The 22,238-nt window shown below is 68.2% G+C and carries 21 protein-coding genes, 1 tRNA gene and 2 pseudogenes; 3 read left to right on the top strand and 21 right to left on the bottom strand.

Annotated elements, in window-relative coordinates:
* Positions 1–201: 201 nt before the first annotated feature.
* The 6 genes from thrB to ACFF45_RS04285 all read right to left on the bottom strand — a co-directional run bounded on the left by thrB (position 202) and on the right by ACFF45_RS04285 (position 7,448).
* Positions 202–1,146, bottom strand: coding sequence for a homoserine kinase (gene thrB / locus ACFF45_RS04310; RefSeq protein WP_381342037.1), 945 nt, complete (start codon positions 1,144–1,146; stop codon positions 202–204).
* A gap of 276 nt (positions 1,147–1,422) precedes the next feature.
* A complete protein-coding gene (thrC, locus tag ACFF45_RS04305) occupies positions 1,423–2,481 on the bottom strand; it encodes a threonine synthase (protein ID WP_381342035.1) in 1,059 nt (352 codons plus the stop codon).
* Positions 2,482–2,487: 6 nt separating this feature from the next.
* The gene (locus ACFF45_RS04300; RefSeq protein WP_381342032.1) at positions 2,488–3,780 is read right to left on the bottom strand and encodes a homoserine dehydrogenase; all 1,293 of its coding nucleotides are present in this window, start codon (positions 3,778–3,780) and stop codon (positions 2,488–2,490) included.
* 232 nt (positions 3,781–4,012) lie between these two features.
* Complete coding sequence (gene lysA, locus ACFF45_RS04295) at positions 4,013–5,404, bottom strand: diaminopimelate decarboxylase (protein WP_381342030.1); 1,392 nt, start codon at positions 5,402–5,404, stop codon at positions 4,013–4,015.
* Between the two features lie 16 nt (positions 5,405–5,420).
* The gene (gene nrtL / locus ACFF45_RS04290) at positions 5,421–6,650 is read right to left on the bottom strand and encodes an ArgS-related anticodon-binding protein NrtL (protein WP_381342028.1); all 1,230 of its coding nucleotides are present in this window, start codon (positions 6,648–6,650) and stop codon (positions 5,421–5,423) included.
* Positions 6,651–6,947: 297 nt separating this feature from the next.
* Complete coding sequence (locus ACFF45_RS04285; RefSeq protein WP_381342026.1) at positions 6,948–7,448, bottom strand: response regulator; 501 nt, start codon at positions 7,446–7,448, stop codon at positions 6,948–6,950.
* Positions 7,449–7,657: 209 nt separating this feature from the next.
* On the opposite strand from ACFF45_RS04285, the gene ACFF45_RS04280 reads away from it, so the two are divergent.
* Positions 7,658–7,729: transfer RNA gene (locus ACFF45_RS04280), tRNA-Arg, on the top strand.
* Between the two features lie 175 nt (positions 7,730–7,904).
* On the opposite strand, the gene ACFF45_RS04275 is transcribed toward ACFF45_RS04280, so the two are convergent.
* From ACFF45_RS04275 to ACFF45_RS04205, 15 genes and pseudogenes are all read right to left on the bottom strand, one after another.
* Complete coding sequence (locus tag ACFF45_RS04275) at positions 7,905–8,288, bottom strand: DUF6083 domain-containing protein (RefSeq protein ID WP_381342024.1); 384 nt, start codon at positions 8,286–8,288, stop codon at positions 7,905–7,907.
* 196 nt (positions 8,289–8,484) lie between these two features.
* Positions 8,485–9,857 (bottom strand): annotated as a pseudogene (locus tag ACFF45_RS04270) (tyrosine-type recombinase/integrase).
* Positions 9,854–10,024, bottom strand: coding sequence for a helix-turn-helix transcriptional regulator (locus ACFF45_RS04265; protein ID WP_381342074.1), 171 nt, complete (start codon positions 10,022–10,024; stop codon positions 9,854–9,856). The pseudogene ACFF45_RS04270 and the gene ACFF45_RS04265 overlap by 4 nt, the downstream one beginning before the upstream one ends.
* Positions 10,021–11,401, bottom strand: a pseudogene (locus ACFF45_RS04260) (replication initiator). Before ACFF45_RS04260 ends, ACFF45_RS04265 begins: the two are co-directional and overlap by 4 nt.
* Positions 11,402–11,494: 93 nt before the next feature.
* Positions 11,495–11,800, bottom strand: coding sequence for a SpdD-like protein (locus ACFF45_RS04255; protein WP_381342022.1), 306 nt, complete (start codon positions 11,798–11,800; stop codon positions 11,495–11,497).
* A gap of 20 nt (positions 11,801–11,820) precedes the next feature.
* Positions 11,821–11,976, bottom strand: a complete 156-nt coding sequence (locus ACFF45_RS04250; RefSeq protein WP_006134826.1) for a hypothetical protein — start codon at positions 11,974–11,976, stop codon at positions 11,821–11,823.
* A 15-nt stretch (positions 11,977–11,991) separates the two neighbouring features.
* On the bottom strand, positions 11,992–12,171 hold the full coding sequence (locus tag ACFF45_RS04245; protein ID WP_019524147.1) for a mobile element transfer protein: 180 nt from the start codon (positions 12,169–12,171) through the stop codon (positions 11,992–11,994).
* A gap of 13 nt (positions 12,172–12,184) precedes the next feature.
* Positions 12,185–12,883 (bottom strand): DUF2637 domain-containing protein, encoded by a 699-nt coding sequence (locus ACFF45_RS04240; protein ID WP_381342020.1) that lies wholly within the window; start codon positions 12,881–12,883, stop codon positions 12,185–12,187.
* Positions 12,884–12,968: 85 nt separating this feature from the next.
* Positions 12,969–14,324, bottom strand: a complete 1,356-nt coding sequence (locus ACFF45_RS04235) for an FtsK/SpoIIIE domain-containing protein (RefSeq protein WP_381342018.1) — start codon at positions 14,322–14,324, stop codon at positions 12,969–12,971.
* A gap of 5 nt (positions 14,325–14,329) precedes the next feature.
* On the bottom strand, positions 14,330–14,677 hold the full coding sequence (locus tag ACFF45_RS04230) for an SCO3933 family regulatory protein (RefSeq protein WP_028959488.1): 348 nt from the start codon (positions 14,675–14,677) through the stop codon (positions 14,330–14,332).
* 243 nt (positions 14,678–14,920) lie between these two features.
* The gene (locus tag ACFF45_RS04225; RefSeq protein WP_381342015.1) at positions 14,921–15,277 is read right to left on the bottom strand and encodes a DUF6233 domain-containing protein; all 357 of its coding nucleotides are present in this window, start codon (positions 15,275–15,277) and stop codon (positions 14,921–14,923) included.
* Positions 15,278–15,305: 28 nt separating this feature from the next.
* Positions 15,306–16,130, bottom strand: coding sequence for a protein phosphatase 2C domain-containing protein (locus ACFF45_RS04220; RefSeq protein ID WP_381342013.1), 825 nt, complete (start codon positions 16,128–16,130; stop codon positions 15,306–15,308).
* Entirely contained in the window at positions 16,127–16,978 is an 852-nt protein-coding gene (locus tag ACFF45_RS04215) for a sigma factor-like helix-turn-helix DNA-binding protein (RefSeq protein ID WP_381342010.1), read from the bottom strand. Before ACFF45_RS04215 ends, ACFF45_RS04220 begins: the two co-directional genes overlap by 4 nt.
* Positions 16,979–17,153: 175 nt before the next feature.
* Complete coding sequence (locus ACFF45_RS04210) at positions 17,154–17,543, bottom strand: ATP-binding protein (protein ID WP_006134834.1); 390 nt, start codon at positions 17,541–17,543, stop codon at positions 17,154–17,156.
* Positions 17,544–17,640: 97 nt separating this feature from the next.
* Positions 17,641–18,489 carry a helix-turn-helix domain-containing protein gene (locus ACFF45_RS04205; RefSeq protein ID WP_381342072.1) on the bottom strand — a complete coding sequence of 283 codons (849 nt, stop codon included), beginning with the start codon at positions 18,487–18,489 and terminating at the stop codon, positions 17,641–17,643.
* 619 nt (positions 18,490–19,108) lie between these two features.
* Here ACFF45_RS04205 and ACFF45_RS04200 point away from each other — a divergent pair.
* Both ACFF45_RS04200 and ACFF45_RS04195 read left to right on the top strand, forming a co-directional pair.
* Positions 19,109–20,956 (top strand): HsdM family class I SAM-dependent methyltransferase, encoded by a 1,848-nt coding sequence (locus tag ACFF45_RS04200; RefSeq protein ID WP_381342007.1) that lies wholly within the window; start codon positions 19,109–19,111, stop codon positions 20,954–20,956.
* The gene (locus tag ACFF45_RS04195; RefSeq protein ID WP_381342004.1) at positions 20,956–21,918 is read left to right on the top strand and encodes a restriction endonuclease subunit S; all 963 of its coding nucleotides are present in this window, start codon (positions 20,956–20,958) and stop codon (positions 21,916–21,918) included. The genes ACFF45_RS04200 and ACFF45_RS04195 overlap by 1 nt, the downstream gene beginning before the upstream one ends.
* The last annotated feature ends 320 nt before the right edge of the window (positions 21,919–22,238 follow it).

Genomic DNA, 22,238 nt, shown 5'->3' with positions numbered 1-22,238 from the left:
GACCGCTCAGTGTCGGCGTACGACGTACTGCCCGCGTACGAGGTACGAAACACAGTGCGGCGTGGGGAGCTCCCGGAAGAATGTCTGTCCCGAACTGGGACACGAGGCACCTCGCCATGGTGGGGTCGGGTGCAGACTTGAGGTTAACACTACCGGATCCAACAAACATTCCCCCTCTCGAAATCCGGCAACCGCGTGCTTTCAATCGGCGCGCGCCGCTTCGGCGCCGCTGGTCGCGAGCGGCAGCACGCTCGCTCCCGGCACGTCGAGTGCCAGCCGGTTGGCCGCCCAGCCCGGGCCGGCCAGCCGTTCCACCTTGTCGGCCGTGCCCTCGTCGGCCAGCGCGAGCACGGTGGGTCCGGCGCCGGAGATGACCGCGGGGATGCCGTCCGCCCGCAGCCGCTCCACCAGGGCCGCGCTCTCGGGCATGGCGGGCGCCCGGTACTCCTGGTGCAGCCGGTCCTCGGTGGCGGGCAGCAGCAGCTCGGGGCGCCTGGTCAGGGCCTCGACGAGCAGCGCGGCACGGCCCGCGTTGGTGGCGGCGTCGACGTGCGGCACGGTGCGCGGGAGCAGCCCGCGCGCGGTCTCGGTCAGGACCGGCTTCCCGGGCACGAAAACCACCGGAACGACGGAATCGGCGGGGTCCATCCTGATCGCCCGCGCGGCGCCGGCCTCCATCCAGGAGAGCGTGAATCCGCCGAGCAGGCAGGCCGCGACGTTGTCCGGGTGGCCCTCGATCTCGGTGGCCAGCTCCAGCAGGCCCCTGTCGTCGAGCCGGGCCTCGCCGCCTATGGTCACGGCTCGGGCGGCCACGATGCCGGCGCAGATGGCGGCCGAGGAGGAGCCCAGGCCCCGGCCGTGCGGGATGCGGTTGGCGCAGACGATTTCCAGGCCGCGCGGCTGTCCGCCCAGCGAATCGAAGGCCGTGCGCAGGGAGCGCACGAGAAGGTGGCTTTCGTCACGCGGCAGCGTCTCGCTGCCCTCACCCGCGATGTCGAGGTGCAGCCCGGAGTCGGCCACCCGGACGACGACGTCGTCGTAGAGCCCCAGCGCGAGGCCGAGGGCGTCGAAGCCCGGGCCGAGGTTGGCGCTGGTGGCGGGGACGCGCACCCGTACGGCGGCGGCGCGGAACGCTGGACCGGCCATCGCTCGATGACTCTCCTTGAGCTGCGTGACTGTCGAAGACATTCGATGACGTACGACGAACCCTTCGGGCCGCCGTCGGATCACTCCGGGGACCGCTGAGGGGACCACGACGACGGCGCTGCGCCCTGCCTATGCGGGGCATATGCGGGGGGCGGGTTCAGTACAGCCTATCGAAGGAAGGTTCTGTGGCGACATAGGGCGCACAGGAGGCGCACGATGCGTGTCGTAAGCCCCCTGTGCCCCCTCACCCGGGGACGCCCCGGGTCGAGCGGTACGTCAGACCAGTCCGAGGCGCTCGGCGGCGGTCGCCGCGTCCACCGGCACGGTGACCGGCTGCGGTGCGCCGGCGACGGCCCAGTCGGGGTCCTTCAGGCCGTTGCCGGTGACGGTGCACACGATGCGCTGACCGGGGTCGACCTTGCCGAGTTCGGCGGCCTTCAGCAGACCGGCCACCGAGGCGGCGGAGGCGGGCTCGACGAAGACGCCCTCCTGCGCGGCCAACAGGCGATAGGCCCGCAGGATCTCACGGTCCGTCACCTCGTCGATCAGGCCGCCGGACTCGTCCCGCGCGGCCAGCGCGTACTGCCAGGAGGCCGGGTTGCCGATCCGGATGGCGGTGGCGATGGTCGACGGGTCCTTGACCACCTCGCCGCGGACGATGGGCGCGGAGCCGGAGGCCTGGAAACCCCACATGCGCGGGGTCCGGGCGGCGACGCCGTCGGCGGCGTACTCGCGGTACCCCTTCCAGTACGCCGTGATGTTGCCCGCGTTGCCCACCGGCAGGACGTGGATGTCGGGGGCGTCCCCGAGCATGTCCACGATCTCGAACGCCGCGGTCTTCTGACCCTCGATACGCACCGGATTGACCGAATTGACCAGCGCGACGGGGTAGTTGTCGCTGAGCGCCCGGGCGAGCGTGAGGCAGTCGTCGAAGTTGCCGTCGACCTGGAGGATCTTCGCGCCGTGCACCAGGGCCTGGCCCATCTTGCCGAGCGCGATCTTGCCCTGCGGCACCAGCACGGCGGAGACCATCCCGGCGCGCACGCCGTACGCGGCGGCGGAGGCGGACGTGTTGCCCGTGGAGGCACAGATGACGGCCTTCGCGCCCTCCTCCTTGGCCCTGCTGATCGCCATGGTCATGCCGCGGTCCTTGAAGGACCCGGTCGGGTTGGCGCCCTCCACCTTGAGGTGGACCTCGCAGCCCGTGCGCTCGGAGAGCACCTGCGCGGGCACGAGGGGCGTGCCGCCCTCGCGGAGCGTCACGACCGGCGTGGTGTCGGAGACGGGCAGCCGGTCCCGGTACTCCTCGATGATTCCGCGCCACTGGTGGGTCATTGCTGGTTACTCTCCTTCAACCCGCATGATGCTGGCGACACCCCGCACGGTGTCGAGCTTGCGCAGCGCCTCGACGGTCCCGGTGAGGGAGGCGTCGGACGCACGGTGCGTGACGACGACGAGGGAGGCCTCGCCGTCCTTGCCCTGCTGCCGAACCGTATCGATGGACACCCCGTGCTCGGCGAACACGGTGGCCACCTGGGCGAGAACACCCGGTTTGTCGGCGACGTCAAGGCTGATGTGGTAGCGCGTGACGACCTCGCCCATGGACGAGACGGGCAGCGCGGCGTACGCGGACTCGCCCGGCCCGGTCGCGTCGCTGAGCCGGTTGCGGCAGACGGCGACCAGGTCGCCGAGGACGGCGGAGGCGGTCGGGGAGCCGCCGGCACCGGGCCCGTAGAACATCAGCTGTCCGGCCGCGTCCGACTCCACGAACACCGCGTTGTACGCGCCGCGCACCGAGGCGAGCGGATGGGTCAGCGGAATCATCGCCGGGTGCACGCGTGCCGTGACGGACCCGCCGTCCGCGGCCCGCTCGCAGATGGCGAGCAGCTTGATGGTGCAGCCCATCTCCTTGGCGGAGGCGAAGTCGGCCGCCGTCACCTCGGTCATGCCCTCGCGGTAGACGTCGTCGAGGCGCACGCGCGTGTGGAAGGCGATACCGGCCAGGATCGCGGCCTTGGCGGCGGCGTCGAAGCCCTCCACGTCGGCGGTGGGGTCGGCTTCCGCGTACCCCAGCGCGGTGGCCTCGTCGAGGGCCTCCTGGTAGCCGGCGCCCGTCGAGTCCATCTTGTCGAGGATGAAGTTGGTGGTGCCGTTGACGATGCCGAGCACCCGGTTGACCTTGTCGCCGGCGAGGGACTCGCGCAGCGGGCGGATCAGCGGGATGGCACCGGCGACGGCGGCCTCGTAGTAGAGGTCCCTGCCGTGCTCCTCGGCGACCGCGTGCAGGGCCGCGCCGTCCTGGGCGAGCAGCGCCTTGTTCGCGGAGACGACGGAGGCGCCGTGCTCGAACGCGGTGGTGATCAGCGTACGAGCGGGCTCGACGCCGCCGATGACCTCGACGACGACGTCGATGTCGCCGCGTTTGACGAGGGCGGTGGCGTCGGTGGTGACGAGGGCCGGGTCGATGCCCTCGCGCACCTTGTCGGGCCGGCGGACGGCCACGCCCGCGAGCTCCACCGGGGCGCCGATGCGGGCGGCGAGGTCGGCGGCGTGCGTCGTCATGATGCGCGCCACCTCTGAGCCGACCACTCCACAGCCCAGCAGCGCCACCTTCAGCGGACGCGTACGCATCATCCGACCTCGTTTCTCTGACCTTCTACGGTGGGACCAGTCTCACTCACCGGACGGGAGTTTCTGCCCTTCGTCCGGATCGTGAGACGTTTATTTCATTTTTCCCGGGGTGGAAGAAGGAGATCTTCCACCCCGGGATACCCAAGGGCTCGCCGGCCGCCGTCTCCGGCCGCCGTCTCCCGGCTCCGGTTCCCCCGCTCCGGTCACCCGGTGCCGGGAGGCGGAGGCCCTTCCGTCACCCCACGTCGAGACGGAGGAGGTCCTCCTCCGTCTCCCGGCGGACGATCACGCGTGCCTCGCCGTCCCGCACGGCGACCACCGGCGGGCGGGGGACGTGGTTGTAGTTGCTGGCCATGGAGCGGCAGTACGCGCCGGTGGCCGGCACCGCGATCAGGTCGCCGGGCGCCAGGTCGGCGGGCAGGAACGCGTCCTTCACCACGATGTCGCCGCTCTCGCAGTGCTTGCCGACGACCCGGGCCGGCACCGGCTCGGCGTCGGAGGAACGGGAGACCAGCGCCACGCTGTACTCGGCGTCGTACAGCGCGGTACGGATATTGTCCGACATCCCGCCGTCGACCGAGACGTACGTCCGCAGTCCGTCGAGCGGCTTGGTGGTGCCGACCCGGTAGAGCGTGAAGGCGGTGGGCCCGACAATGGCGCGCCCGGGCTCCACGGAGACGCGCGGCGTGCGCAGCCTGGCGGCCTCGCACTCCCGGGTGACGATCTCGGTGAGCGCCTTGGCGATCTCGTGCGGCTCACGCGGGTCGTCGGCGCTGGTGTACGCGATCCCGAGGCCGCCGCCGAGGTCGATCTCGGGCAGCTCGACGCCGTGCTCGTCACGGATCTCCCGCAGCAGCCCCACCACCCGGTGGGCGGCGACCTCGAAGCCCGACATGTCGAAGATCTGCGACCCGATGTGCGAGTGGATCCCGATCAGCTCCAGCCCGTCGAGCCGCAGGGCCCGCCGGACCGCCTCGGCGGCCTGCCCGCCGGCCAGCGGGATGCCGAACTTCTGGTCCTCGTGGGCGGTGGCGATGAACTCGTGCGTGTGCGCCTCCACCCCCACGGTGATCCGGATCTGCACGCGCTGCCGCGTGCCCAGCTCGCGCGCGACGTGGGCGACGCGGACGATCTCCTGGAAGGAGTCGAGCACGATCCGCCCCACCCCGGCCGTGACGGCCCGCCGGATCTCGTCCTCGGACTTGTTGTTGCCGTGGAAGGCGATGCGGTCGGCGGGCATCCCGGCGGAGAGCGCGGTGGCCAGCTCGCCCCCCGAGCACACGTCGAGGTTCAGCCCCTCCTCGTGCAGCCACCGCACGACGGCGCGCGACAGGAACGCCTTGCCCGCGTAGAAGACGTCGGCCTCCGGCCCGAAGGCGGTACGCCAGGCACGGGCCCGGGCCCGGAAGTCGGTCTCGTCGAGGATGTAGGCGGGGGTGCCGAATTCCTCGGCGAGCCGCGTCACGGGGATGCCGCCTACCGTGACGACGCCGTCGGCGCCGCGGGCGACGGTCTGCGACCACACCTTGCCGTCGAGGGCGTTGAGGTCGGCGGGCGGAGCGCTGTAGTGCCCCTCGGGAAGGACGTCGGCGTGACGGGGCCCGGCGGGGTGTGCGGAACGGCTCATGTCTCCTTGGGCTCTCTCAGAGATGGTCGGGTGCGTCGATGCCGAGCAGGGACAGGCCGCCGGCCAGCACCGTCCCGGCGGCTTCGGCGAGCGCGAGCCGGGCGCGGTGGGCGGCCGAGGGTTTCTCCGCACCGCGCGGAAGCACGGCGGGCAACAGCGGGAGAACCCCGTCGGCGACGCCGACGAGATGCCGGGCGAGCCTGTCCGGGGCGCGGTGGGTGGCGGCGGCGGTGAGGACGCGGGGGTGGTCGGCGAGGGTGGTGAGGAGGGGGGCGATGTCGGGGGAGGTGGGGAGAGGGAAGGCCGGGGGCCCGCCGGGGGGTGCTGCGTCGACGGTGCCGGGGACGCCGGTCGGGGCTACGTCGACGGTGCCGGGGACGCCGGTCAGGGCTACGTCGACGGTGCCGGGGACGCCGGTCAGGGCTACGTCGATGGCGGCGGGGTCGGCGGTGAAGCCGAGGTCGGCGGCGTTGCGGGTGAGGGCGCGGGTGCGGGCGTGGGCGTAGCGGACCCGGAAGAGGGGGTTGCTCTCACGCTGGACCAGGTGGTCGGGGGTGACGCGGGGGCGGTCGTGCGGGGCGGGGTGGAGCAGGGCCCAGCGGGCGGCGTCGCGGGCGAGAGGGAGGGGGTCGGCGGAGGCGGGGATGGGGCGGACGACGACGTGGACGATGCCGTCGGAGCCGTCGGGAACGCCGTGGACGATGCCGTCGGAGCCGTCGGGAACGCCGTGGGTATCGACATGCAGGTCGAGTACGGCCGCCCAGGCGGGCTCGGGTGCGGCGTCGCAGCTGGTGCGGACCCGGGCGCCCTGGGAGCGCAGCAGGCGGGCGGCGGCGTCCAGGACGACGAGGGCGCGCACGTCGTGGGGTGCGTGCAGCCGCAGGACCTGCCCGGCGAGGGCGTCACCGTGCCCGTAGCGGGGCCCGTCCCGGAGGATGCGCCGGACGACGCCGGTGGTGGCGGTGCCGGCGAGGGCGATGTTCAGGAACCCGGGTCCGGTGATCTCGACGCCGAGCACCCCCTCGGCCCCCACGAGATACGGCCGCAGCACCTCCGCGACGCGCAGCGGCGGCCGGCCGGCGGGACGGGCGAGCTGAAGGGCGATGTTGGTGGCGTAGTCGCCCCACCCTCCCGGCCCGGGCGGCGTCACCACGGCTCGCGCGGGCACGGTGACCCTCAGCTCCCCGTCGTCGACGGCGCGCCGCACGGCGTGCAGCACGGTGCGCGAGAGCTCGACGGGGGTCACGGGACAAGCGTAGGGGAGGAGGGGGGTGGGTAAGCGAGCCGGTTCGGACGGCGGTCCGGCATGTGGACGCCGTCAGACGAACGTCACGTCCGACGCCCTAGATCGGGCCTCAGGACCGAGGCCCGGTGGTGGACGCCGGGCTCGGCGCCGCCGAAGCGGACTGCCCGGTTGCCCGTGGCTGTTGTCGTCGACCGCCGCTGCCAGACCGACGCGGCCGATGGGCGTGGGGACGTGACCGGCCCCGTACCCGACGCCTCGTCCTGACCGCGACGACCGTCCGATCACCGAAGCCGGCCCTCAGCCACCCGCCCGCCCGGCCCGCTCGGCCTCGGCGGCCCCGAACAACTCCCCCATCCCGGCACCACCAGGGCGCTCACTGCCCCCGCCGTCGCCGCGATCACCGCGATCACCGCCGGGACCACCATCACCAGCGCCACCGGGGTGCTCTTCGGCCCCCCGCTCGACCAACTGCCGCACAAGCTGCACAAGGTCTGCGGGCTCGAACGGCTTGGCGAGGAAGGCGTCGACACCGAGGTCGAGACCGCTGTCGACCTCGTACTGCGTACAGGCACTGACGATGGCGAGGGGCAGATGCCGGGTCCGGGGATCCGCGCGCAGCCGCGCGGCGGTCCGCAACCCGTCGAGCCGCGGCATCACGACGTCCAGCGTGACGACGTCGGGCCGCACCTGATGGACGACTTCCAGACACTCGGCACCATCGGCCGCGGTCACGACCTCGAAGCCCTCCAGCTCGAGGTTGACCCTGATCAACTGCCGGATGACCTTGTTGTCGTCCACAACAAGCACCCGGCCCGACGCGCCTGGCACAACTTCGAGAGTAGGTCCGTCCCGGCCACCGCGTCCGGGTTTTCCCCACTTCCACCCCCTGCGAGCGACCCACCCTCCCCTGACCAGGACACGTCCCCCGGCAAACCCGTTCATGAACACCCCGAGGGAGCTGGTAGTGTTCTACCCGTCGCCGCAAGGAACACCACAGCGGCCGACACGCCCCCGTAGCTCAGGGGATAGAGCAACGGCCTCCGGAGCCGTGTGCGCAGGTTCGAATCCTGCCGGGGGCACCCTGTATGAGGTGCCCAAAGACCCCGTCACCAGCGGAAACGCTGAGAACGGGGTCTTCGCGTATGTGCAGGCATGTGCCGCCCGGAGCAGCCCTATGACGCGGTCCGTGGACTATTCGTGGACAGGTTCTTAGGACATCTTCCCTGGTCAACCCCGAGGTTTCCGAAGTGCCCGTCAGCCCGCGTCCGGCCACTCCTCAGGAGGCGGGGGCAGCTTCGGGTCGTCCCGCCGCTCCGCTTGCCGCGCGTTCTCCCCTCGCAGGCTCGTCAACCACGGCCACAGATCCGGCAGCGGCTGCGCCGGGCAGGCGAGACGGTGCTCGATACGGCACCGCTGGAACTGATCCGGCGGACACACCCCGTAGACCGTCACCCGTCCATCGGACAGCTCGATCCACCGATGCTCCGCCGGCACCGTGTGAGCCAGCGGACGCATGTCCGGCTCCAGCAGTACCCAGTCCTGCTCCAGCGTCGCCACCCGATCCTGCAGCAGCCCGCAGTACGGGCAGCGAGGCTGCCCACCACCCAGCCGCCGCGGCTTCTCCTCCAAGGCCCCCATACTGCGAGGGTCGCCAGCCCAGCAGTCCAGGCGTAGAGCGCGAACCGGACGGAACCCCTGGGGCAACCGTCCGCCAGCGGGGCGAAACACGACGCGGCAGGTGCAGCCAGCAACCAATGGCCTACGGCACACGGCCGAGACATGGCGAAGCCCTCCGGCCCAAGCGGGCTGGAGGGCTGACGGCCTACGCGCGTGATCACTCGTACTCGCGCAACAACTCCTCGATCTTGCGGTTGACGATCTCCTGCCGTCCGTCGATGCACTTGGCGTAGCGGCTCAGCAGGACCTCCACGCTGTTGCCCGCACGCTCAGCGACCTCCGTCGGGTCCACCCCGGAGTTGAGCCAGGTCGACAGTGCCGAGTGCCTGAGGTCATACGGGCGAGCCGCGAGCGGAGAGGCGACCGCGGCCGGCGGAAGCGCCAGCGCACGGGCCTCCTGCCAGACGCGGTAGTACGTCGAGGACCCGACCACTCCCCCACGCTCGTTGGTGAACAGCCGCCCGTCCTCGGCGGTGCCGAACGTGTCGAGGTGCTGCCGGAGGATGGCGACGAGCTGGGGCGGGATCGGCACGAGCCGGACCTCTTCCGCCGGTCGGTTCTTGAGGCCCCGGTCGTCATGAGTCTCACCGGAGTCTGTCCACTGCTTTCCAACGCTGGGACGCGTCCGGTTGAGCAACACCGTCCCCCAGCCGGCCTCGGGCAGTTTCAGGTCCGCATCGGTGAGGCCGACGGCCTCAGCCGGACGCAAGGCGCCGTAGTACATGCAGGCAAACAGGCCGACGAGTCGGCGACCACGCGCCCGGCCGTACCCACCGACGTACGAGACCGCAGTCAGCAGGGCACGCGCCTGAGCAGGATTGGCGACCACCCGAGGATCAACTTCCCCGGCCACCTTCGGCTTCTTCCAGCGAATGCCCGTGATCGGGTTCTCTTTGAACTCCCCGAGATCGACTGCATAGTGCAGCGCATTGACGAGCGTCCGACGCTTGCGCCGGACGGTCTCCGCAGCTGCCGCCGTCCCGTCGAGCTTCAGCTTGAGCGAATCCAGAACGGCCCTTCCGATCGCGGGTCACCGAGGTCCGAGAGCGGACGCGATGCCTTCGCCACCCAGTGCAAGGTGTTCGCAATCTCGGTCGGCACTTCGCGCTCGTCCGGTCCGGGAAGGACGAAGGCCCAGTTCCGAAGCGCCCTCCTGATCAGGTCCTCGGACGGCTGCCCCGGACGCTCGTCAAGAAGGGCCATCGTCACGGCGGTCAGGGCCTCATTGATCCCGTTGCGCGTGTTCGGCGCCGCGTGCGGCCACTTCATGGCGAGGTACTTCAAAGCGAAGGTGTACCAGGTCATTGAGGCTGCTTTTTCGACCATCGAGTCGGGCAGCCCGGTCTCTGTGTCGAACTCTTCGCCAGCATGGGCGGCGCGGAGCAACTTGGAACGGTAGTGGTCCGCGAGCCCCTTGGTGCGGAACTGTTCGGAGAACACATTTCCGGCAACGGTCCACCGGACGTCATAGGACGACTTTTTGGTGTTCCTCTTCCGGACGCCCCACACCTTCACGTCGAGAGACTTCACGCCGCCGCCTCCAACTGCCGCAGCCACGTGGTGAAGTCACTCCGCCACACCCGAAGTTCGCCGTTAGGCAGCTTGAAGGCAGCAGCTCCCCGGCCCAGCTCGCGCCACCGGTAGAAAGTGCGTCGAGATACACCGCCCAACTCTGCGAGGATCTGCGGAACAGTCATGAGTTCATCGCGTCGGCGGTCCACGTCGGAGCTCCTTCCATATCGTCGTCCGTCGAGTTGGCAGGCGATGGAATTCCGTGAGTAATGAGGCGTTCCGCAGCCGTCAGCCCAGTGCCGGCGAAGCGCCAGTGCGAGAGGACGAGGAGGGTGTCCGGGTCGGGCAGCGGATGGCCGGCCTCGGCCGCGCGTTCGCGGGCCAGGGCTTCGTTGTGGTCAGCCCGCTCCTGGCGGAGGGCGCCGAGGGTGACCGAGTAGGCGCGGGACTTGGTGGAGAAGTGGCCGCGGAAGCCGAGCATGTGGGCCCACTTGCGCAGGCGCAGGTCTTCCAGTTCGGGGAGCGCCCCGAGGTGCCAGCAGGTGAGGATCATGCGTCGGGCGTGATCGGTGACGCCGGAGCCGATCAGGTCGGTGATCGGGTTCGCGGATGGGCCGGTCGAGGGTGCCTGCGGTCTCGGCTCCCTTGGTGGCGTACTTCGCGATGTAGGCGGCCACGGCGCGGCTGGACAGTTCCGAGGTGCCCGCGAAGTCGGCGAAGCGAATGGGGCGGATGTCGAGCTGTTCGCCGAAGCGGAAGGCATACGTATAGCCGTCGAGGACCGGGCCGGGTGTCTCGGCCATCCGGGCCGCCGAGCGGATCGCGTCGGTGAGGAGTCCGGTCGTGGCCCAGGCCGGCGGGGTGTCCTCGGCGCCGTCCGGGCCGTCGAGTCGGATCACGGCGTGGAAGTGGACGGCGCCGCGCCGCTGGTACTCGGCGACCTTGGCGTAGGAGACCTTGAGGCAGTGACGCAGCGCCGAACGGCTCAGGCCCGCGCGGGAGGCGAGGTGCTGGCGCAGGTAGGTGGTGAAGCGACCCCAGAGCTTCCCCGCGTGAGCGTTCCACAGGACGGCCGCACCGTAGTCGTATCGGTCCGGGTCCAGGGGCGTGCCGAGGGCGGGGTCGTCGTCCGGGTGAAGGCGTCCGCAGCGGCACCGGCCGCCACCGGGGCGGTTGTGCACGGGGCCGAAGGACGGTGCGGTGAAGGTGGCGAAGACACGCGGGTGTTGGGCCACGGCCGGGCCGATGCCTTTGCCGCCACTCAGACCGGCCGTGACGAGGTGGAAGGTGTCTTTGCGGTACACCTCGGCACACGAGGCGCACCGGGTGGCGCGACGGTTGTTGCAGCGGATGAGGAGCTGTCCGGCCGGGAGGTCGCGGTCGGCAATCTCCCGGACGATCTCCCCGGTGGCGGCGTGGACGTCGAGCCGGTGGCCCTCCATTCGGATGGGCCGCTCGCAGCCGCCGAGGCGCTGGATCTGGTGGGCGTAGGCGCTGAGGTCGCCGTGCCGGGCGATGGATGCCAACTGGCGGATAGCTGCGGTCGGAGCCGCAGAAGTCATGTGCGGGGTCCTCCTTGCCTGGGGTGGGCGTGCAGTCCGTTATGTCGAGGGGGCTAGACAGCGTGAGAAGACCGAGAGCCCGGGGCGTTGGTGTCAGCGTCGGGCGACGACGGAGCGGATGGCGACGGCGCACACGGCCAGAGACGTGGCAGTGAGGGCGACGGCGAGAAGCATGGAAACCAAGACGGCGCCGACGACCAGGACCACGGCGGTGCCGCCGCCGACCAGGGCGAGCACGGCGCCCGGCGTGAGCGGGACGACCGAACGGTTCGGAGTCGTAGTGGCGGGTATCGACGCCGAGGCCGAGGTGTCTGGCGTGACGGTGGTCGGTTCGACGACAACGGGCGGGGTGGTCAGGCCGGTGGGCTGCGGCATGGTCGGGACCTTCGGTCGGAACATGAGCGGTCTCCCTTCGCGGGTCACTTGAGGGCGGGGTCGATGACGGGGGCGAGCAGGCTGTCGGCGAGGAGGTAGCCGCCGAGGAGCAGTACGGCGATGAGCCACCAGGGCGGGCGGATGAGCTTGACGCCGAGGACGCCGACGACGAGGAGGGCGAGCCAGAGCGGAACGTCCATGTCGGTGGTCTCCTGTCAGGCCGGGCAGCGGTGGGTACGGGCGGCGAGTTCGGCGGCGGCACGGCTGTCGTACTCGGCGGAGAAGTCGCAGCGGGGAGCGGTGCAGGCGGCCAGGTGGCGGTTCCGGCCGCGTTCGACGTAGGAGGCGACGTTGACGGGGCCGATGCGTCGGAGGTTGCGGAAGCGGCGGTTCACGGTGGGGCTCCTCTCAGAGGTGTGCGGCGACGGATGCGGTCATGGACGGGGGCAGTCCGAGCCGAGTGCGTATGGCGTCGGGGTCGGCGAGGCGGCCGGTGGCCAAGCGGTGTTCCTCGGCCAAGGCCCGGACGCGGTCAACGAGGGCGGGCGGCAGGGCGACGGCAGGAGCAGGCGCCGGGGCGGGAGCGGTGGCCGGCGCGGCAGAAGGCTCGGGAGCCGGTTCGGGGTCGGCGCTGTACGGAACCTTGTGATCGGGCCCCTCCACGTCGCACGAACCGCCGTCAGGAGCCGTAGCGGCGTCCGTCGCAGGAGAGGCGGCGGGGTCTTCCGCGGTGTGCGGAGTGTGAGCCAGCAGCGTGCCGCCGAAGAAGGCGACAGCCGGCCAGCCCGCGACCGTCACGCGGAGCCAGGCGGGTACGTCGTCCAGGTCGAGGAGGCCGGCCGTGGCGACGTTGGCGCCGAGGGACGCGGCCAGGGCCACGAGGAACCACAGACGCGGGCCACCGGCCGCCTGTCCTGCTCGCTGTGACTGGCGCATCCGACGCCAGGCGGCGACCAAGAGCAGGTCGACACTCACGGGGTAGGCCCACGCCTTCCAGCCGTCCTGTCCGGCCGCCGCGGCGACGTCGTGCAAGTGGGAGAAGGACAGGGCACCGGCGATGACGGCCTGCACGATCACGGCGTCCACGCGGGCCAGGTGGGCACGCATCGGCTCGGGCTCCTTCGGTTTCAGGCAAGGCAGGGGTAGGGACTTGGCGTGAGGCGGTCACGCCGACCGTCGGAGGTATGTGCGGTTACCCGGTCACCGGACGCGTGGCGGGCTGCGCGACGGGAACAGCGGAAGGCTGCGGCACCGCGGGGCGGAAGGTGTCCAGGCGGGGCAGTACCGGAATCAGGCCCGAAGTGTCGCGGCAGACGGCCGCCGCGTCTTCGAGGGTGAGGTGCGGGGAGCGGAACCGGGACCAGCCGCCGGAGGAGTCACCGACGACCGCGACGCCGGGCCGTTCGGCCGGAATCCTGGTAGCCGCCAGCGCCGCTTCCGGTGCGATGTCGCCGAGGGCCATGTTGGCGGACGTCTCGTCGTTGACGCGGTGGCAGACCCGACCGGTGAGCTGGGCGCGGAGCATGGTGGCGCCCTTGCCGAGTTCAGCGCCGAAGCGCTGCCCGCACACCTCCAGATAGATGCCGGCCGCGCGCCCGAGCTGGGCGAGGCGAATGAGCTTGGTGACCATGGCGTCCCGCCGCTTCTCGTCGTCCTTGCTCGCGGCGAGGAAGAGTTCGGCGACCTCGTCGACGACGACCACGACCGGCACCGGCCGCGTCTTCACCGGCAGGCCCCAGACGTCCGAGGTGAGCACGGCATCTAGACCGGCCCCGCCCCTCATGCCGATGAGGCGGAAGCGTGCCTCCATCTCGTCCACCAGGACGTCAAGGAGGTCGTTTGCGCGGTCCGGTGTGTCGGCGAGCGCCGACAACCGGTGTGCGAAAGGGGCCAGTTCGACGCCCCACTTGCAGTCGATGCCGACGAGTGCGACGGGTTGCCGGGCCAGCCCGCAGAGCAGGTTGCGCAGGTACACGGACTTGCCCGACTGCGTGGCTCCGAGGATGAGTTCGTGCGGAACGGTGCGGAAGTCCCGGACGTGCCAATGCCCGTCCTCGCGCAACGCCAGAGGCAAGGTCAACGGTTCGGTCCGCAGCCACCGACGAGTGGGCCGAACGTCGGCGAGGACGTCCCAGCCGACCAACCGGAGTTCCAGTCGCCCCGGCTTGGTGGGCCGGACGTGCACGGCGTGCGCACCCCAGGCGTGCCGTAGCCGGTCGGCCGAGGCGGTGAAGTCTTCGGGTGCCTGGCCGGCCGCCATGCGCAGCCGCATCACGAGTCCGGACCCGGTCGGCAGTGGCAGCGACCGACGAGGCGGCACGGGAGCGGCCTGTCGCCCCAGCATCCGGGCGGTGGCCCGGCGCATGGCCGAGGCGGGCACAGTCAGGCCGCAGGCGTCCATGGTGGCCCGGTACGTGGTGAGCACCCGCAGCGTCACGGCCGGATACCCGACCAGCCACCAGAACAGGACCGGCAGTCGACGGCGTACGGCGACCAGCCCAGCCGCCACCAGTAGCGCTAACAGCAGAATCCGCAGGGCATCGGCCATGGCGCTCAGCCCTGCACCGCAGCAGGGGTGCCGACCATGACGGCGTCCGCCCGGTAGGCGATGCCGTGCCGAGTACGGCCGCCGAACTCGCTCTCCCAGGGCCGAGCGATAAGGCCGGACAGGAACACCGGTGCGCCCATGACCAGTCCCTCGCCGATGCCCTTCTCGGGCACGGTGACCTTGATCATGTCCGAGCCGCCCTGGGCGATGAACACCAGCTCCATGACCATGAGCCGGTCGTTGGTGACCGGGTCCACGGCCACCTCGCCGGTCTGCCGGTCCCTCACTTTGACCTCGGGGAGCTTGGTGACCAGCAGAGTGGCGGACGAGGTGTCCACGGGGATGACACGCATTCTGAACCTCACTTGATTCGGGCGCCTTCGTGGACGCCGAGCCGTTGAATACCCCCCTAGACAGCACAGGGAGGCGACCACCCCAACCGTCTAGGGGGGTTGACGACAACCGTAAACCGACGCCCCGTCAACTGTCTAGGGGGGTATACGAGCGTGTCGCGCGAGCGTCGATGGGACCACCCGATCTCGCAGCGGCCGGTGACGCCATTCGGGAGCCCCTCGCCCGCTTTCAAACCACCACCGTCACGGGTTGTCGAGCAGGCCCAGCACCGTATCCGGGCGGCAGTGCACGCACGCCGGCACGCCATGCCGCAGAGCTTCAACCACCTGCTCGCGGGACGCGGAACGACACCGGCCCGACTTCGTCGCTGCCCAGCAGTCCCCGGCATGGACGGCATCCACGTTCTTCCGGTTGAGCCCGTACTGGAGCAGCCAGTCCGGAGGCGGCGGCCGCATCTCCTCACCTCGGCACCGCTCAGCCTCGCGCCGCTCCTCGTCCGCGATCCACCCGTCGAGCTGGCGCACGGCGGCCGTCGCCTGTTGCACGACCACACGGCGCGCGAAGCGCAGCAGCTCCAGTCGGGACGGTTGGTCGCTCACATGTTCGATTCTACGGTTGGGTGTGCGGCTACGACGAGGGCACCCAGTGGAGAACCGTGGCGTCGTCCCTCGCTTTTCCGCGAGGCCATCGCTGCCCGTCCGGATCGCTGTTCTCCGCTTCCCGTACACGGCGGATGAGTTCGTCCGGGCTGGCGGACGCGAGCACGTCCAGCACGTCCGCCCAGTCGGCGAGGCCGAACCGGTCGACGACACGTGTCGCGCCGTCGCTCAGCAACGTCACGGACGCCAGCGACTCCAGCGGCACCGTTCCGGTGAGGGCGTGCTCGGCTGCCTGCGGTTCGGGGCCGGCGATCCAGAAGCCGCCCGGCCGGTTCCGGAGTCCCGTCAGGTCGTCGCGGTACTGGGCGAGGGCGGCAGCGTGCTCGGGCGTGCCGGTGGGCAGTCGGTCGACCGGCGCACGGAGTTGCTTGCCGACCTGGTCCAGGCGGTCGTCGGTGACAGCGGTCGTCTTCCCGTCCTGACCGGCGAGGAGGAGGGTCGAGTCGCCGAGGACGAGGTACTCCAGCGCTCCCCCGCCGACGCGGACCGCGACGACTGTGCTGGTCGGACTGGCCCGGTAGGTCAGATCGCACGTGTCCTCGTGCAGGGACCGGACACCGCGGAGCGCGTCGGCGAGACAGTCGGCGAGCGGCCGGACGGGATCTTGCGCGATGTTGCCCAGCAGCAGTCCGCCCAGGGTCGAGGAGAACCACGCGATGCCGTGCACGCAGCCGGTCTCGGCCCCGGCGACGCCGGCACCGTCGAGGAGGACGGCCGCACCGGGAGCGGCGGCCGCGAAGTCCTCGTTCGGCTGGTCTGGTTCGGCGGGCAGCGTGCCGAGGGCGACGTTCACGCCGTCGCCTCCTCGTCGTGCAGGTAGAGGGGGCAGAGGAGTTCGGCGGATTGTGGCTCTTCGCTCTCGGGGTCGTACTCGACACTCACCAGGGTGGAGAAGTGCCGCTCCCCCACCTGTCCCCACAGCGTGCTGAGGTCGGAGGTGAGCAGGTGGACGACGCCGAGGGAGCCTGCGGTGTGGATGCCGGCGATGGCGAGGAGCGAGCCGTTGCCGTCCGGGCGGGGCAGTCGACCCAGGTATCCGACGTCGTGCGGGCGGCTCGGCTCGAGGTCCGCCCCTGCGTGGTACGCCGTGCCGGTGCGCCGGTCCACGAGCGCCCAGGGCTCGCCCTCCGGGTGTTCCCAGGCGAGTACCGGGTCCTGGGCGTACAGGTCGCGCATGGCCTGGGACATGCCCGGACCGCAGACGACGACCAGGCCGTCACGGTTGAGGTCGACCTCGCCGCTCACCTGCACGTGGCCGGAGTTGACGTCGAGCCCGTACGACTTCGCCAGTTCCTCCAGCCGCTTGCCGGAGTTCATGTCGGCCATGGCGACGACCGGGCGCTTCTTCGTGTCGTCCCACCGGAGCGGTGTCACGACCGTGACGGCACCCGTCCCGAGGAAGGCCCCCTCGGGCGCGGGGCCGGTGTGGCGGATCTGATGAATCCGCCCGCGGCTCAGGCCGGCCTTTTCGGCGATCTGCGCGTAGGACATTCCTTGCGCGTGGAGGTCCTGAACCACGCGGCGGCGGAGCCGGGCGAGTTCGGTCACCTCCTGCTGCGCCGCGGCCAGCCTTGTGGTGACCTCACGCAGGAGCAGGTACGGATCATCGATCGCCATGATCCGCTGCAGCTCGTCCGACATGACCACACCTCCCAGAAGTACCCAGGAGTCTAGGGCCCTAGACGGAACGGGTGGGGGGCGCCGTCCCGTACGACTTTCAACGACGAAGAAGCGCGACCGCCGCCGAGGCACACCCCGTGGAGTCACCCGTCACCGCCGGCACGGCAACGGCCACCCATCAGCGGGCGGCACCCGGTCACGCGCCCTCCCAGGCCAGCTCCGCCCACACGGAACGCCCGTCGGGCCAGTTCTTCACCCCCCAGTCCTTCGCGCAGGCCGCGATCAGCAGCAGCCCGCGCCCGCCCTCTTCTTGGCTGGTCACATCGCACAGGTGCGGGACCCGTTCGCCCCCCTGGTCGACCACCTCGATACGGACGAAGCCGTCACCGAAGCCCACGACCACGAGGAACCAACCGCCTTCCGCCCCGCTCAGCGAGTGACGAACGGCGTTGGTGGCCAGCTCACTGACGACCAGGGTGGCGTCATCGACCGGCCCCTTCTCGGCGACTAAGGCAGCGACGAAGTGACGGGCCTGGACCACTTGCTCGGCAAGACCCGGGAAGGCGCGGCACCACTTAGTACGCATGGCAAGCTCCTTGTCTGCGTCTAGGGGACTAGACAGCGTGACGGCAGGCTATGCCCACAGGAAGCCAGCACGCTAGGCATGTAGAGGAATTATTCCTCTAAGGGGTGACCGTGTCTCCCAGCTCGCGGAACTCCTTCATCACCCGCAGCAACAGCTCACGTACCTCGTCCCCGAAGACGGCTGCGCCTTGGAAGCGGTCGAAGGCCTCCTCGTACGCAACCACCTCGGCGGAGTCGACGGCCACCCGCTCACCGGTGAACGCCTCAATCACGACAGCCTGCTCGTCGCACAGAGTGAATCCGTGACGAGGCAGAAGCGGCACCGGGCGGCGCCACGGGATGACGCCGAGCCGCACTGTGTTCAGGCTCTCGACGGCGAGCAGCCGGTCGAGCTGGGCGAGCATCAGCGCCGGCGTGCCCGGCCAGGTCCGCAGCACGGCTTCCGTCAGCACGAACACCGACTCGCGCCCAGGCTCGTACAACACGCTCTGCCGCTCCACACGCGCAGCGACAGCCCGACCGACAGCCTCAGGGGTCGAGTCCGGTGCGCTCTCGAAGACGTGACGGGCGTACTCCGCGCTCTGGAGCAGGCCAGGCAGAACGACGCACTGGAAGGACCGAACCAACCGAGCACCGCGGATCGCGTCATCAACGACGAGCCCAGCGGCCAGCCCCGCCGCTTCGGAATCGGTGTCGATTGCAGACTCCACGGCGACAAGGAGGTCACGGACCTCCCGGGCCGCCGACTCATCGAGGTTGAGCGCCCGGCACAGCCGGTCCAGCACATCGACACTGGGGACCATGCGCCCGGTCTCCACCTTGGAGACCGTCGGCTGACCCACGCCGGCCCGCTGAGCCAGAGCAGCACCCGTCAGACCAGCCTCCGCACGCAGAGCCCGAAGACGTGCCCCAAGCACCCGCATCCGCTCGCGCCGTCCACTCCCCATACCCAGGGTTCTACACCACGAGCCGACAGCGACCAGGCGCAAGAGCAGCATCAACAGCCACCAGCATGAGCGTGATTCAAAGTCTCTCTACTGGTTCAAGGCGGCTCGCTCCGCTCACCGCGCGCGGCCCGGCCCCCGGCCGGGCCTGCGCTCCAGTCTCCGCCCCGCTCCAGCCCGGCCGGCGCCCGTGCCGCGCTCCAAGCAATCAGCCACCTGATGCCAGAGAAGAGGTACGTCGTGGCTGGGCCGGTCGGCTCCGCGGCTTTACGGAGCCACTTTGGCGCGAGACTCGAAGATCATGGCCCCAACGTCGCGCTTTACCGGGCAGGTCCACAGACTGCCCGACGCGCCGGAAGCTTACGGGGCCATGATCACTCGCGCCAAAGCAGCGCCACCCCAAAGCCGCTCCACCGACCGCGCAGCGAGACGCGACCCACAGCCCGGCCAGCGGTAGCCAACCTATGTTCGACCTCAGTGCCCCCTGTCTAGCACTCTGTTGACTAAAGTGTCTGCGGACCTATCGGCGCATGTGCGCTGCATGGCTGCGACAGCCTGGACATGCCGGCTGTGATCTTGGACTGGGGCTGAGTTGGCGAACGAGCGGGTAACCGAAGACCTTGTGGACGAACTGCTACGGAAGCTGGGGTATTACGACGACGAGGATGCAATTGTCGTCGAAAAGCAGCAATCGACAGTACAGGCCATCCGAACTGCACTCTCTAAAGCTTCAAAGACCGGGAAGGGCGGAATCGGCTACCCTGAGTTCATCATCACCGCGCCATTCACTCCGGACATAGTAGTAATCATTGAGTGCAAGGCCGAGACGTCAAAGCACGAATCCAAAGATCGCGACAAGCCAGCACAATACGCAGTGGACGGCGTACTGCATTACGCCAGGCACCTCTCCCCTAACTACACTGTCATCGCTATCGCTGTATCAGGTGACAAAAAATCTAGCCTCTTCTCCTTCTTCCTTTTGCCTAAGGGAGAATCTGAACCCCGTGATCTAGTAGCTCCACACGGCGCATCGGTCGAACAACTCATCCCTATGGATGACCTCATTCGAGCCGCTTCGTTTGACCCTCTCGTTCATCATCAGCGAGAGCGCGACCTCATCCTGTTCTCACAGGAGATGCATGAGTTCATGCGAGATGAGGCAGAGATGAGCGAACAGGAGAAGCCACTAGCCGTAGCAGGCACACTCATCGCATTGGGCAACGAAGTTTTTGCCAAAACTTATGACGCTTACCCTGCACATGAACTTCCTGCTTTCTGGATGCAGACCATCAAGACGGAGGTACAAAAAGCCAACATTCCAGTTCCCAAAGTAGAAAACATGACTCAACCGTTCACCAACATTGAGGTGCAACCGGAACTACGGAAGCCCACCAAGGGCTACCCGAAAGGCCTACTAAACGAGATTGTTCGACTATTGGCGGATCGAGTTCTGCCATTCATGACCATCTACCATGACTACGACGTAGTGGGTCAGTTCTACGGAGAATTCCTAAAGTATACAGGAGGCGACGGGAAAGGGCTTGGAATTGTTCTTACGCCCAAACACGTCACTGAGCTTTTTGCCCTGATCGCAAACGTCACGAAGGACGATGTTGTAGTCGATCCTTGCGCGGGAACCGGCGGGTTCCTCATCTCCGCGATGATGCGTATGGCAAAGACCGCGACAACGCAGTCAGAAGAGCTATCGATCAAGCGCGATCGTCTTATCGGAATCGAGCAGCGTCCCCAGATGTACGCTCTCGCTGCCTCAAATATGATTCTACGAGGCGACGGGAAAGCGAATCTCTACCAAGGCTCCTGTTTCGATAACGCCATCGTCAAGGCCGTTAAAGAACACCGAGACAGCAGCAACAATCCACTCCGTCCGAACATTGGACTCATCAACCCGCCTTACGCGAAAAGCAAGTCCGATCTTAGCGAACTCCGGTTTGTTGAGAACATGCTGGACATGCTTGAAAAAGGTGGGATGGGTGTTGCGATTGTGCCCGTATCCTGCGCAACCGCGAACTCTGTTGAAAAGGCAAACATCATGTCCAAGCACACGCTTGAGGCCGTGATGTCGATGCCTCCCGAGGTTTTCTATCCAGTCGGTGTCGTAACGTGCATCATGGTTTTCACGGCAGGAGTACCACACGCTGTCGCAAACAAAAAATCATGGTTCGGCTATTGGCGAGACGATGAATTTGTCAAGATTAAGAACCTCGGTCGGGTAGACCGCCATAGTAGGTGGCCACAAGTTCGTGACCGGTGGATCGAAGCATGGCGCAATCGTGAAGTACACCCTGGTGAGTCTGTAACCGCTATGGTCGGCCCAAAGGATGAATGGGTCGCCGAGGCGTACATGGAGACGGACTACTCAAACCTCACTCAGAAAGATCTAGAGCGCGTTCTGCTCGATTACGCCTTGTTCGTACTAAAGGGCTCCCAACCCGAGGAAGACGCCGAATAATGCAGCGCCTAGATCGTGTTTTCAAACTGCGTTACGGGCACTCACTGGAACTGAATGCGCTAAAGCGAGTTCATGCACCCGACGGTGTGAACTTTGTATCCCGCGCTATGGGCAATAACGGCGTTACAGCACGTGTGGACGTGAATGTCACACCAGCGAAGGCTGGTGAGCTTTCAGTTGCTCTTGGCGGCAATGGAGTCCTCTCGACCTTCGTGCAGCCCGAACCCTTCGTCTGCGGCCGGGACGTCATGATCCTGAGTCCCATCGACCCGGGGATGACGATCGTAGAAAGGCTGTGGTGGGCTCGCTGCATTTGGGAGAACCGCTATCGATTCTCATACGGCCGGCAAGCTAACCGGACACTCGGATCTTTGCTGGTTCCTTATAGGGCGCCGGACTGGGTCCATCAAACACCCTTGCCTACGCACGATGGCCTGGCGAAGCCTTCAGCGGCACCTCAAGATCTCACCGACCCGCACAGCCAACTCTGGTCAGACTTCTCACTGGGTGACCTTTTCGAGATCAAGAAAGGGAAGCGACTAACTAAGGCTGAACGAGTTCCCGGAACAACTAGGTTCGTCAGCGCGTCCGAGAAGAATAACGGCATTACAGACTTGAATGACGTGTCCCCCATCTTCCCTGCTGGAGTTTTGACCGTTGTCTACAACGGAAACAGTGTGGGGTACGCCTTTTATCAGGACGAGCCATTTTTCGCAAGCGACGACGTCAACGTTCTCATCCCAAAAGTGCCGCTTTCACGATGGGCGCAATTGTTTGTCGCTGCCATCATCAAGCATGGCCGGAGTCGCTTTACTTACGGATATAAATGGACTCTCGCGCGAATGAAAAAGACTGTTATTCGCCTCCCAGCTCATCCCAGTGGGCAGCCCGACTGGGACTACATGGAGGCGGTCATGCGAGGTCTGCCTTTTTCAGCCGCTATCGCAGAGCGTAAAGCCTAGCTGATCCAAGAACCGCCGGATCAAGAGGAGTTTGCCGAGTGTAGTCCGCGTGCCTTCTGAGAGAGGACAGCTTCTGCCAGCTCATGCGTAGGCATAGGTACTGACCCGTGGACTACCTGTGGACCGGTCTGTGCTCTTCAAGGAGCAGAAGGGCCCTGAAGTGCGCAGACCTCCCGCAGTTCAACGGCCTCCGGAGCCGTGCGCACGATGCGCACTCCGTGCCGGAGGTTACGTCTACCGCCATGACCAGGCCAGCAACCAGCCCTGTTGGGAGATCACAGGTTACATTTCCTTGATCCCTATACGCTCTTCATCTCAGC

This window comes from Streptomyces cinereospinus (genome assembly GCF_042430725.1).
Lineage (GTDB): Bacteria > Actinomycetota > Actinomycetes > Streptomycetales > Streptomycetaceae > Streptomyces > Streptomyces cinereospinus.
This window is presented reverse-complemented; position numbering and strand designations above follow the sequence as displayed.